The 12,172-nt window shown below is 59.7% G+C and carries 8 protein-coding genes and 2 pseudogenes; 3 read left to right on the forward strand and 7 right to left on the reverse strand.

Annotated elements, in window-relative coordinates; translation table 11 throughout:
• Positions 1 to 162 precede the first annotated feature (162 nt).
• From HV744_RS35125 to HV744_RS38165, 3 genes are all read right to left on the reverse strand, one after another.
• Positions 163 to 1,491, reverse strand: coding sequence for a polyhydroxyalkanoate depolymerase (locus HV744_RS35125; protein ID WP_175153862.1), 1,329 nt, complete (start codon positions 1,489 to 1,491; stop codon positions 163 to 165).
• A 180-nt stretch (positions 1,492 to 1,671) separates the two neighbouring features.
• Positions 1,672 to 1,830 carry a hypothetical protein gene (locus HV744_RS35130; RefSeq protein ID WP_175153863.1) on the reverse strand — a complete coding sequence of 53 codons (159 nt, stop codon included), beginning with the start codon at positions 1,828 to 1,830 and terminating at the stop codon, positions 1,672 to 1,674.
• Between the two features lie 194 nt (positions 1,831 to 2,024).
• Entirely contained in the window at positions 2,025 to 2,159 is a 135-nt protein-coding gene (locus tag HV744_RS38165; protein WP_281363697.1) for a hypothetical protein, read from the reverse strand.
• A gap of 667 nt (positions 2,160 to 2,826) precedes the next feature.
• On the opposite strand from HV744_RS38165, the gene HV744_RS35135 reads away from it, so the two are divergent.
• A complete protein-coding gene (locus tag HV744_RS35135; protein ID WP_175153864.1) occupies positions 2,827 to 3,708 on the forward strand; it encodes a class I SAM-dependent methyltransferase in 882 nt (293 codons plus the stop codon).
• Between the two features lie 321 nt (positions 3,709 to 4,029).
• Here HV744_RS35135 and HV744_RS35140 read toward each other — a convergent pair whose 3' ends face one another.
• Both HV744_RS35140 and HV744_RS38640 read right to left on the reverse strand, forming a co-directional pair.
• Positions 4,030 to 7,152, reverse strand: coding sequence for an adenylate/guanylate cyclase domain-containing protein (locus tag HV744_RS35140; RefSeq protein WP_175153865.1), 3,123 nt, complete (start codon positions 7,150 to 7,152; stop codon positions 4,030 to 4,032).
• A 12-nt stretch (positions 7,153 to 7,164) separates the two neighbouring features.
• Positions 7,165 to 7,290, reverse strand: a pseudogene (locus HV744_RS38640) (double zinc ribbon domain-containing protein); the annotation flags it as partial.
• A 393-nt stretch (positions 7,291 to 7,683) separates the two neighbouring features.
• Between HV744_RS38640 and HV744_RS35145 the strand changes: the two are divergent.
• Together HV744_RS35145 and HV744_RS35150 are read left to right on the forward strand one after the other, a co-directional pair.
• Positions 7,684 to 8,309: pseudogene (locus HV744_RS35145) on the forward strand (tyrosine-type recombinase/integrase).
• A gap of 616 nt (positions 8,310 to 8,925) precedes the next feature.
• Complete coding sequence (locus HV744_RS35150) at positions 8,926 to 9,807, forward strand: hypothetical protein (protein ID WP_175153866.1); 882 nt, start codon at positions 8,926 to 8,928, stop codon at positions 9,805 to 9,807.
• Between the two features lie 265 nt (positions 9,808 to 10,072).
• On the opposite strand, the gene HV744_RS35155 is transcribed toward HV744_RS35150, so the two are convergent.
• Positions 10,073 to 10,672: a GNAT family N-acetyltransferase gene (locus HV744_RS35155; RefSeq protein WP_175153867.1), complete on the reverse strand. Its 600-nt coding sequence runs from the start codon at positions 10,670 to 10,672 to the stop codon at positions 10,073 to 10,075.
• Positions 10,673 to 10,882: 210 nt separating this feature from the next.
• Positions 10,883 to 11,281 (reverse strand): hypothetical protein, encoded by a 399-nt coding sequence (locus HV744_RS35160; protein ID WP_175153868.1) that lies wholly within the window; start codon positions 11,279 to 11,281, stop codon positions 10,883 to 10,885.
• Positions 11,282 to 12,172 lie beyond the last annotated feature (891 nt).

Consider the following 12,172-nt stretch of genomic DNA (forward strand, 5'->3'; position numbering starts at 1 on the left):
ACAGTCGCTATCTTCATGATGAACGCTCCTTTGCCGTGGACGTCACGACCGCTCCACTCTGGCATAAACCTCTCGCTGCGTAGCGGGAGTCGTCCATCACATCAGAGCCGCCGAAAGCGCCACCGACCGCAGCCGAAGGCTGCCCAGCAATTGGCGGGACCGTCAGACGGTCGCGCAGGGATAGCTCTTATTACTTTCGCTACTGTCGATTTCTGCGCGCCGATCTTCTTTGAAGACATTTCCTGGCGCCCGATCGTGTTCGACGATGAACTCGCGCAGTTGAGGATAGATGATGGCGCGCCAGCGGCGGCCGGAGAAGATCCCGTAGTGGCCGCACTTTTCGGCGGTGAAATGACGCCGTTTCTTCTCGGGGATGCCGGTGCACAGCTCATGAGCGGCACGTGTCTGGCCACTGCCGGAAATGTCGTCGAGCTCTCCTTCGATCGTGAAGAGCGCCGTCTTCTTGATGTCCTGTGGCTGCACACGCTCGCCGGCCACTTCCCACGTGCCTTCTGCAAGACGGAATTCCTGGAACACCACGCGGATCGTGTCGAGGTAATAGTTGGCATCCATGTCGAGCACGGCGTTGTACTCGTCGTAGAAGCGGCGGTGCGCTTCGGCGTTGTCTTCATCGCCGCGCAACAGGCTCTGATAGAAGTCCCAATGCGACGCCGCGTGCCGCTGCGGATTCATCGCGACAAAGCCGGTGTGCTGCAAGAAGCCTGGATACACCTTGCGGCCGACGCCCGGATAGTTCGCCGGTACGTTGTAGATCACGTTGTTCTCGAACCAGCCGATCGAGTGCTGCGTCGCAAGCGAATTGACTGACGTCGGGCTCCTACGCGCATCGATCGGGCCGCCCATCATCGTCATCGTGCGCGGCGTGTCTTCGCCGCGGCTTGCCATCAGCGAAATGGCGGCGAGCACGGGCACCGTCGGCTGGCACACCGAAATCACGTGCAGATTCTTCGCGCCGATGTGACGGATGAATTCCTGGATGTACGCGATGTAGTTGTCGAGGTCGAACGGACCGTCTTCGAGCGGCACCATGCGCGCGTCGTTCCAGTCGGTGATGTACACCTTGTGGTCCTGCAACAGCGTGCGCACGGTGTCGCGCAGCAGCGTGGAGTGATGGCCGGACAGCGGTGCGCACACGAGCACGATAGGTTCGTCCTTCAGCTGTGTGACGGCGTCGCTGTCATCGGCGAAGCGCTTGAAGCGCATCAAGCGGCAGAACGGCTTTTCAATGATCGTCTGTTCGACGATCGGGATGTTGTGGCCGTCCTTGACGATCTGGTGAATGTTGAACTCAGGCTTTTCGTAATCCTTGCCTAACCGGTACAGCAGCTCATAGCCGGCCGAAAGCCGGGTGGCGCCAGGAACGTACGCAAACGGGCTGGCCGGATTGGCGAAGGATTTCGACGCGGCCTGGGCCCAGGCGGTGAGCGGACTCAGAAGTGCCCGTTGGAATTCGTGCAATTGATAGAGCATGGTTCCCTAAGGATAAGCTGAGTAAGAGGCTGGGAATCCCTTGTTGTGCAGTATCGGGACGGATGAGGTAGTCACATGCGACGTCGAGCCCGAGGGCTCGCAAGCAGCCATTCGCTGAGTACGCGACGCGATGGGCTGGAATTTCCGCTCCGGTCCCATTTGGCCGTTCGGGCTACCAGGCTACGTTGTTCGAGGAACCAATCCGGCACGGCTGACGGAATGGAACGCGCCATAACGGCAGGTTGCAATCGCTTCAGCGTCGGACTGTGAAGCGGCGTGTGTGAAGGCAACCGACCACCGGCCGCAGACATCGCGATAACGGATCGAATAGATGAACATGGCAATCTCCTGTGGTATCCACGATTAACGGGGCCTTGGCGACCTTCGTCCGGTCGGCCAGACGATAGGCGGTCAAGCGATTTGGTCAGCGTTCTTCTTATGCGCCGCGTAGAAGACGCTGGTCGCTATCGCCGACATCGGATCGTCTCGACGCAGCTGGACCAAATCTCTTGCGTTCCTGCTCATCGTGCCCCTCACTGGATACCGATGTGGCTCGAAGCTAAGGTCAACAGTCCGGCGATACCGTTCTTATCCAGCCAGGGGACGAACGTGTACTTGTCGTACGCGCTGCTACGGATATAAGTCCGGTCACACGGAACGTCTAACATGGCTGTTACTCAAATGAAATCGCGAACTCCATGGAATCAAGGTAGACGGACGACCAAAAGAAAACCATTGTACGAACGGTCGCTGCAGTCCTACGTGGGCATAGCGCGCTCATACTTTTGGATGCCTCGAGGCGTCCAGGCGCGAGTGTTCGAGTCTTGGCGGAGATATAGAGGGAGCCGTCATAGTGAGCCCGTCATGCGCCGGTATGAGACAGGCAATCCTAAGGTCGATGAAAGGAGCGGTGGCGAGGTACTTCAGCGCTATGAGCGCCGAGCGCTTGCCGTGCGATAAGACCACGCGCATGGCCGTTGTACCCTTTAAAGCTGCCGTTGACTTCGCGCCGGCTCCGAGGTCCGAAGTGGGTCGACTGGTGCCGGACGCGGCCGACCTTCTATGTCAAACCGCGTTCGGCGAAGAGGGAACGCGCGCGCTGGCGTAAGCTTATGCAAGCGCCTCCTGGGCCCGATCGAGTACCACTTCGCGTGCGCTGACGAGGTTTTTTCAGGCGCGTTCGCTCGCACGCTCGAATGCACCGGTCAAGCTCAGACACGCGCCGTGTGGATCTTCGTGCGTGTGGCGGCATCGATCTAACCGGCCGACGTTGCGTGAGGCAGATTTCCGAAGAAACGCGCATAGTGTCCCCAATCTCACACCGGTACTCATTTCATGAAAACTACCCGCCTGGACCGGGCGCGCGCCGTCACGCGCGCGGCCGCCTGCTTTGCGCTCATGCTGACCGGATGCGCTTCTTCTTCGGCGGATTCTCAGAATCCATCGTATGATTCGCAACCGCGCGGGGCCAGCACGACGTCGCTCGATGCCGCCATCGCTGCATTGCAACGCAGCGATAAGGCGCGTGCGCGCGACGTCTATCGCCATTCGAAGGGAACGCTGTTGTTTTTCGATCTCGATCCTACTCAAGCGGTGCTGGAGATTGCACCGGGTGGAGGATGGTACACGGACATTCTTGCGCCCTATCTGCACGACGCGGGTCAGCTCTACGAGGCGCAATATCTCAGCACATCCGCCGATCTCGCCGCCGAGGACGGCCCGACCGACGCCGCCTATCGCCGCAAGCTTGCGGACGCGCCGGCGATTTATGGAAAGGTTGTCGTCGGCACATTGCACGCAGGTCAATTCATCGGCTTCGACGCGCATGACCGGTTCGACCGCGTGTTCACGTTTCGGAACATCCATAACTGGATCAACGACGGACAAATCGATGCCAACCTGCGCGCGTTCTACGGCGCGTTGAAGCATGGCGGCGAACTCGGCGTCGAGGAGCATCGCGCGCGGCCGGGTACGACTGTGCAACAAATGATTGATTCCGGCTACGTGACTGAAGCTTTCGTCATCGAGCACGCGCAAGCGGCCGGCTTCATGCTCGTTGCGCGCAGCGAGATCAACGCGAACGCGAAGGATACGAAGGACCATCCGCACGGCGTATGGTCGCTGCCGCCTACATACGAGGGCGGCGACGTCGACCGGTCACGCTATGCCGCAATAGGGGAATCGGATCGCATGACGCTCAAGTTCGTCAAGCCCTAGACTTCCCGTGCATTCCGGCAGTTGAATTCGAGGCTGCGGTGCTCACCGTCTTTCGTCGCCGCGAGCCTAGCGCGCCGCGAACGGACAGGCTATGTCTTTCGGCTCACCACTAACGCTCTTTTCACGGGACTGCATAAAGGGTGCGCCGGGCCCTTCACCTTTGAAATCTCGGGCGCGCGCACCCCCGAACTGTTGTGTCCTTCCGAAGGTATCGGTCCGATGGCGGCTGTCCAGGTCGCTGGCGAGTTGCGACGAAACGCGGCCACCAGGCACATGCCATCGTTCGCTGAACGGCTTCAACCGCATGTGGGCAAATCAGGCTCACCCCGCGAGTTGGCCATTTGCTGTGTCATCGCTTATCCGCTCCAACGCCGCATCAATTACCTGGAGTGCCGAGCCTAGTCCGGCGGCAAGCACCTCCTGTCTCAGGCATTGAAGTCCAGTTCGCGCGCCGGCGACATCCGTGCCATTTGCTGCAGCGGCGACGAGGCGCGCACGTCGAACGAGAAGACATGCCCATGGCAAAGGTTCGGACTGCATGAACGCTTCGAGAGCGTCCGCATGACGGAGTACGTCATCCCATTCGGAGCCTTCGATGGTGGCGTCCATAGCGTGGATGTGAAAGCGCAGAACAGATTGAGCGAGGCAAGGCTGCGTAAGCAATGCCGCGCCTTCACGCAACGCCTCGGCCCGCGCTTGCGCGTTCGGTGCGGCACGGGCCAGCATCCCGAATGTTGCGGCGCCGGCGTACCCAAGGCCGGTTTCTTGCGCGATCTTTAGCGCCGCATAAATCTGGCGCGCGGCATCGTCACGCGAACCCGTTCTCAGTCGAACCTCGGCCAGCGACAGAAGAATCGCCGATTCGAAACGGCGAGCGCCGGTGTACCGAGCCAACGACAGACCTTCGATGCATACTGGCTCGGCTTCATCAAATCGTCCGGCGTCGACGAGAATCGTCGCAAGGCTCGACAACGCGAACACCTGCGCGGGTACGAGCCCCGTCCTCCGCGCGTCGTCCAGCGCCCGCTGCACTTCCTGCACAGCTTGATCCAGCCTGGCCGCGTACTGCAGGCAATATCCGATCATGCATCGGTTCGGAATCTCGATCGCGATCCATTGCCGCGCCTCACACAGCGAGACGCAGCGCTCGAACGATTGCAGCGATTGGACCAAATGTCCCTGTTCGAGCTGTGCATCCCCGAGCCCGCTCAATGCCCGGACTTCACATTCAGGGCTGCTGCTGCATTTTGCATAGCAAAGCGCCTGACGATGCTCCGCCGTGCAGGCAGGCACTTCGCCGCGCGCGAAGTAGATGCTGCCTCGTAGATGGTGGATCTTGGATCGCTGCAGGTCCAGACTCAGCGCTTCCGCGAGCGAATCGGCCTGAGCGAGCGCATCAAGCGCCTCTTCGATGTTGCCGGTCACGCGATATCCTGCGGCGATTTCCATCAATGCGTGGCATCGTTGTTCATCGGTTGTCGCAAGGTTGAGTGCCGAACGGTCCGCGGCTAACGAGTCGGGCAATCGGCCGGACTCGCGGAGCAATTCGCCATAGAGAAGCGCAAGCTCGCAAGCAACGGATGGATTGCGGGCTAGGACCGCGCCGCGTTGAGCAAGCGCGACCGCCGCTTCGGGATGGAAATGCTGCATCCCGTCCTTTGCGGCCAGTAAATAGGCGCGCGCGGCGTCCGGGTCCTCTGCGCGATCCAGGTGTTCCGCTCGCAGCACCGGGTCTCCATCGCCGATGCGCAGCGCCACCTTCCGGTGCAGCGAGCGCTTCCTACTCTTGAGCACCGAGCCATAAATCGCTTCCTGCACCAGCGCGTGTGTAAACTGAAATTCGTCGCCATCGGCCCGAATTAACTCCGCCTGCACAAGCGCTTTGCAATGATCGGCCGGATCGTTCGTGATCGCGTGCAAGTCAGCCGACGCGAAGTGCCTCCCAATGACGGACGCTGCCTGCAAAGCCATCCGTTGGCCGGAGGTGAGACGGTCCATCTGTTCGAGCACCAGACTCTGGACCGTGGGCGGAACGGCCGCCATGTCGCTCTCGCGCGACGCGCGAAGCAGATGCTCGAGAAACAGCGGATTGCCCTCGGCACGCTTTACGCACTGCTGTAAGACATCGTTCCCTTGCGAGGCTCCGTCGCTTGCCAGCATGCACGATTCGTCGTAGCTCAACGGACCTAGGTCGATCTGCAACAAAGGGCCGCTTCGTAGGGCCTTGTACCATGAGTCGTCCAGCTGTCCGCCTTCGCTGCGTGAGGTCATCGCGAGAATAAGCGGCGAACTGGCGACGGTTTGCGCAATAACAGTCAGTTGCCGAAGCAGTGGCAGTGGCGCCCAATGGATATCTTCTATCGTGATCAGCACCGGGGTCTTGCTGGCGGCTCGCTCTAACGTCCTTGCCAATGCCTGATCGGAGCGCTGTGTTCGAGCGGCGGGGTCCATCGATTCGAAAAGCGCCTTGTCGCCTGCCGGGAGATCCAGTTCCAGCAAAGCGGCGATGAACAGTGCGTCCTGCTCCACCACAATTTCACTGTCAATGGCGCACTTGAGCCCCGCTCGTATCGTCGCCTCTTTATCCGACCACGACATGCCGAGCATGGACGCGAGCATTGCCGGCACGGCAGCCTTTCGACGTGCAGCGCCGAAGTCGAGTACGTCTCCGCACGGCACCGCAAACCCGCGTGAACGGGCGTGCTGCCGGACCTCGGCCATCAACCTCGACTTTCCGATTCCGGCGCGGCCGCGCACGAGTATTGCCGCGCCGCTTCCGACGGACTGCGCCCGGTCCAATATGCCGGCAATCTGGCCGATCTCCATCTTTCGGCCTACGAAGGGCGAGCGCGAGATCGACACTGTGCTCAGACTCCGCACGCGCCAAACCGAGACGGGAACCGGGAATCCTTTGACGGCATGCGTGCCGTAATGGTCGGCCTCCACCAAAGTCGAAACCGACCGATACATCTCCTCGGAGATCAGGGTGTCGCCCGGTTTGGCTAGCGCCTGGAGACGTGCGGCGAGATTCACGATCTCGCCGGTGACGGAGCATTTCGACTGGCCTCCGCTGTCGACCCTGGTGGCTACGACTTCGCCTCGAGCAACGCCGATGTGTAGTTCTAGCGGTCGCCCCTCGCAGTCTGCAATTTCCGACGCCGCTGCGTGCATTTCAAGGGCGGTGCGAACGGCGCGCTCGGGATCATTTTTGTGGGCGACGGGCGCGCCGAAGACCGCCATCACTGCGTCGCCCATCCGGTTCAGAACATGGCCGCCGTGATGCGTCACGACCGTTTCCATCGCTGCGTAGAAGCGGTCGAGCATCGTCTGTACCTCTTCCGCATCGCTTCTCGCGCACAGCGTCGTATAGTCGGAAACATCGGCGAATAAGGCTGTTGCTTCGCGTCGGTCTTCGGCCAATGCGACGTCGCCGCCGGCAGCCATCCCGCATGCGGCACAAATGGAATCGAAAGCAGTAAGCGATGCTCCGCACGCACGACACGCGAGGTGCAGGGGCAACCCGCATTCCTCGCAGAACTTCGCAGACTGCGCACACTCGTGCGCACAGCGCGGACACTTCATGTGACGCCCCGGATCAGCGGTGTGAACATCGGTCGCTCAGGCGCGCAAGGCCGGCGCGGCCATTGGATCGAGCAGCGGTACGCGAACGTTGCCGTCAGCATGTTCCTTGAGTCTGAATCGCAACATTGCGCGTAGCCGGAGGTGAGGTCAACACGAATAGCGCGAGTGATGCCTACAAAGGCGAGCCGAACCGTTTGTTCTTTAGGCAATTACTGCGATTGCGCGGACGCGGCGCGGTCCTGTCGACCCGGGAAATTCGACCCGCGTCGACGGCCGGAAGACTGCTTGCAGCAGCCATTGACCTGCGCTGACTTCGGAGGGCTGCTCAGGGTCGGGTAGCGCCCATTGTTCCAGACGCAGACTGGATCTCCCTTCAACGGAAAGGAGATTGTCATGAGCACGTCAACCGACACAGTCCCGACGCGAGTACCGTGGAATAAAGGGAGATTAACCGGCCAGAAGCCACCGCTGAAGCTGAAGGAAATTTGGGCGATACGCGTGCGCCTGCAGCTTTCGTCCCGCGTGCGGGATCTGGCAATGTTCAATCTCGGCATCGACAGCAAGCTCCGCGCTTGTGATTTGACGAAGCTGCGCGTGCGCGACGTTTGTCACGGGGAGCACGTCGCCAGCCGCGCGATGATCATGCAGCAGAAGACGCAACGGCCTGTACAGTTCGAGATTACCGAACAGACTCGCGAGAGTGTGGCGGCATGGATAAGGCATGCGGCCTGCACGCAACCGACTTCCTGTTCCCGAGCAGAATTCACGACTCTCCGCACTTGTCGACACGGCAATATGCCCGGCTGGTTCATCGGTGGATCGCGTCAATCGGCCTTGACGACACTGCCTACGGTACCCACACGATGCGCCGGACCAAGGCGTCTTTGATCTACCGTCGCACGAAGAACCTTAGGGCTGTTCAGTTGTTGCTCGGTCACACGAAACTTGAAAGTACAGTCCGATACCTCGGCATCGAGGTAGATGACGCACTTGAAATGGCCGAACAGACGGAGGTGTAGGTTGTCAGGCCGGTTAGCGAGTGGTCGCTGACCGGCCAGTTGCTGCCACTCGCCCGTCTGCAGATCCGTTCTGCGAGCGGCTGCTCCAAACCGAGAGCCGGCCGTTCGAAGAGGTCGCACCGCACTGTTCGATCGTGATGAGCTGGTGGATGCTGCGATTCGCCTCGTGGGGGCCATCGAACGATTCGCACTCGCTTATGCGCAACAGAAAGAGGCTGACTGGACGGTTTTGAAAGCGGCAGTCAAGGCAGGACGAAATCAGGCCATTTCTGAATGATTTGGAGGCCAGTATCAAATCGAAAAATCGGCGATGCTCGCGCGGCCTTTGCCGTTTGTTATTACGATTGCACCCCATAACGACTGTGGCTCTAGCGTTCCACGTTTCCTCGCTCCCCCGTTTCGGGGATGGTCGTAGACCGCGTTCGCCCCGATGATTGACATATCGAGACGACACTGCAGCCGAACGCAACAGTGAACCTGTGTCCACCCGTCACGACGGTCTCGTCCATTGCGGCCTGTGGCCAGCCCGTATTGACCGACAGGACGTACATCACGGCCAATTCGTTGTATTCGTAGGGATTGGATACCGGTTCAAATTGTTGAAGGAAATACGGTTGTGAATATCGATGCCTCAAAACGTCACCTGAGAACAACGTGGGAGCAAGGTGCGCTGCGATTCCTGCGCAACGTGAGCCTGAGGTTTCAGGTCCGAGGGATGATTGCTGATAGGAAAGCCTTCGCGGGCACGCTTGCGCCCGTCGAGGAAGCAAATGTCGCGATCATCCCGGGGAAGGGTGGCTATCCTGACGGGCAGCAGATCCCGGGTCAAAATCTGGCTTTTCCGCAGGTGGTCACTTTGCGCGAAGATGGCGCTCGCGAAATCATATCCGCGTTGCTCGGCTGCTGGCCGGAACCGTCGCTCGCAGTTGCGAAACGCGTAGGCGTGGCAAAGATTGAGCTCGATTCCTATCTTGCCGGGCAGACGACTTTGTCCGACGCGGCAATGTCACGTCTGATGGCAGTCTTCGGGCTTACATCCGTACACCGAGAGCGTTTGACTGGCGCGAAGCGCCCCGTGACGACCGTCGAGCCCTATGTGCTCCTTGCAGGCAATGCGCCGGAGCGGGTTTCAACGGTCCATGACTTTCTGGTTGGAGAAGATCCGATCAGATCCAGCGTCGAACTCGTACCGGCTGGACGCGCACCTGGCCACTGTTGGCGATACCAGCTCATCATGCGACACGCGGACATTCCAAGTTTGATCTGTTTCCCGCGGATTGGGCGCAGTGCCCGGATTTTGGACGAGGGGCAACTGCCGCAGTTTCGCGGACAACTCGCAGTAGGCCCAGCGTTCTACCATGCTGTCGAGGCAATGCGCGCCGATGTCGAACAACGGCCCACTCGCGTTCTGGAAGCGATGCGCGCGTTGTATCGGACGTGGGCAGCCGATATTGGACAGATAGGCGTCCGGCTGCACCGTATCGGTATGAAGGTGTGACGGACGTACCCGGAAGACAAAGGACGCGCCACTCGTCCCACTCTAGCCGCCGTTCGCCATCTCCGTAGGTGACTATTCGAGCGGCGGCTCCGCACTCGGAAGCGGCCATTGACCCAATGCCGGTTCGAATGACGGCTCAGGGTCGTCAAACACCTGTCGAGTCGCCGCGAAACGTCACTCGTTGGCCTAATCCCGACGAGTGTCGAGGCTCGACGGCGAACCGCACGAACCGGCGCGCAGTATCGCAACAAGAGCGGTAACGCGGTCACGCGCACAACTCTTCGTAAGTCAGGAATTTAGGGGTCTTTTCCATCAGTAACAACGGCGGGAAGGTGGCGACTTTTGTTTTGACAAGATCGGTCACAATCATGCCCATGGAGTGGTACAACCTGATTGCCTTTACATCATTCGACCAGACGGTAAGCGACAGATTGTCCGTGCAGTCGCTCTGGCTCGCAAGCGACTCCGCTTCGATGAATAGCCTCCTGCCGAGCCCCTTTCCTGGCATGTCGGGACGGACTGCCAGCGAATGGATGAAAAATCCATCAGGTATGTCCAGTTCGCGAATCGGTGCCACGAGTTCGTCGACAATCGTGTCGGACAGATGGCCACTCAAATCAGGCCTCAGGCTAATATTAGCCAGAGGGCCACAAATTAGAATTCCCGTTACGCGATCATGGCGGCTGTTATCGAGGAGGACCCAGGAAAATTGGATCAACGGTGGGAGCAAAAAGCGATCCATCCAATCCTGATAACTCACACTCATCTTGTTTTCAACCACCGCTTTTCTATAAGCGCCTGTTGTGCTGACCAGTTCCGCGAGGTCATGCAGGTGCGCTTCATTGGCTCGAGTCAGTTCGTACATGAAGCCTTCTATTCTGTGACTATCGAGTGGGAGAAACGGCTGAGACAATGCGCTCCGGTGGACGATCTCCAGGCTCTGAGGCCCGGTGGGTATCGCAAATCCCGTCACATCCCGACCTGAGCCGCACATATGACAGTGAGTGCATTCCACGACCTACGCGCAAGGGCAGGTATCCGATCCCTAACCGCGCATGCACGTCGGGACCGTTGATTACGGGATCCGTATATTGGACGTCTTGGACGCTGATCCTTCGGATGGCGGACCGCAAGCGCCGTCCTGCCGCGCGCGACTTACTGATCCAGGATCCGAAATCAGCGTGTCCAGAAGCGTCGTCGTCCCGTTTTGATAGAGGAAAGCTCCAAAATGAAAGCCGTTGTTAAACGACGGATCGTCAAACACGCAGCTGCCGACTACGTCGCCACTGTTGTTGATTGCCATTGCAGTACCCGCAGTTGCTCCAGCGGGCAGCGGGATAGTCTGAAAGACCGGCGTCGCCTGCCGTGTGTCGCACGTTCCCGGAACGGCGTTGTACGTGGGCGGCGTGCCGGCTGCCCCGCAAGCTATCCCGGTGTCGTTGATGCCGTACACGCTTTCCAACGCATCCAGCATCTTTGTGGTGCCGCTCGCAACGATATATACCGCTGGCTTCCAGGAAACATTGAAGCCAACTGCTCCCCCGGGTTGTTGATTACGGCAAGATTAAGCGTCGGAACGGTGTCAACGAGACGGTTTGCGGGCACGCTGTACAGGAAACCCTCTCCGTTAGTGCCGCCGCCGCAAACGGGTCCCTGATCGTTAACATCGGCCGCCCATGAGTTCGGGCCGATCAGGGCCGAGAGGTCGGTCACATTCCCCGTGTCGACGACGATGGCGGACTCGGTTGGGTAGTTGTTTGTTGTCGTGCTGCCCACAGCGACAAGGCCGTCGTTGATACCCCAGAGGGTGGTGTGATTCGGAGGCGGAAGCGTAGAGGTGAGCCAACCGTTTAGCCATTGCGCGCCAACCGGCCACGATGGTCCCTCGAAGTTCACAAATGTGGTTCCGGCTACCTGACCATCATTACCCAAAGAGTATGCTTCCGCGCTCACTGGGGCATCCGGGTCTGGACCCAATATTGGCAACAAGGAATACATGGGTTCCTCCATCGCCCGAGATCCGGGCATCATTCGCTTGTTTCATTAACGGCACGATCGTTGACCGTTCCCGGGTAACTGGGACCACGCCGGATCCGAGCAAGCAGCGGCAGGGCGCGCCACGAAAGCGATGACCGTCGCTTCGTTATAGATGGCGGACATGACAATTGCGTCACGCACCGGGGTCTGACGGTTCCCTTAGGTCGTATCCGTCAGCGTAACCCGTCAGAAGTTGGAATTTAGTACGGGACCGACTACGCTGCGAGAGATCAGGACGAGGTGAGCGAGATCCCACAGCGACAGTGCGACGGCTTTCTGGATGTCAGAACGCGTAACCTTGATCATGCCAGTAGTGCCAGTCAGCGAC

The organism is Paraburkholderia ultramafica, from assembly GCF_902859915.1.
Classification (GTDB): Bacteria; Pseudomonadota; Gammaproteobacteria; order Burkholderiales; family Burkholderiaceae; genus Paraburkholderia; species Paraburkholderia ultramafica.

Coding starts and splice junctions, on each gene's coding strand:
- HV744_RS35125 (WP_175153862.1), bottom strand. CDS start 1,491: ATGCTCTATCAATTGCACGAATTCCAACGGGCACTTCTGAGTCCGCTC.
- HV744_RS35130 (WP_175153863.1), bottom strand. CDS start 1,830: ATGTTCATCTATTCGATCCGTTATCGCGATGTCTGCGGCCGGTGGTCG.
- HV744_RS38165 (WP_281363697.1), bottom strand. CDS start 2,159: ATGTTAGACGTTCCGTGTGACCGGACTTATATCCGTAGCAGCGCGTAC.
- HV744_RS35135 (WP_175153864.1), top strand. CDS start 2,827: ATGAAAACTACCCGCCTGGACCGGGCGCGCGCCGTCACGCGCGCGGCC.
- HV744_RS35140 (WP_175153865.1), bottom strand. CDS start 7,152: ATGGCTGCCGGCGGCGACGTCGCATTGGCCGAAGACCGACGCGAAGCA.
- HV744_RS35155 (WP_175153867.1), bottom strand. CDS start 10,672: ATGTACGAACTGACTCGAGCCAATGAAGCGCACCTGCATGACCTCGCG.
- HV744_RS35160 (WP_175153868.1), bottom strand. CDS start 11,281: ATGCTGGATGCGTTGGAAAGCGTGTACGGCATCAACGACACCGGGATA.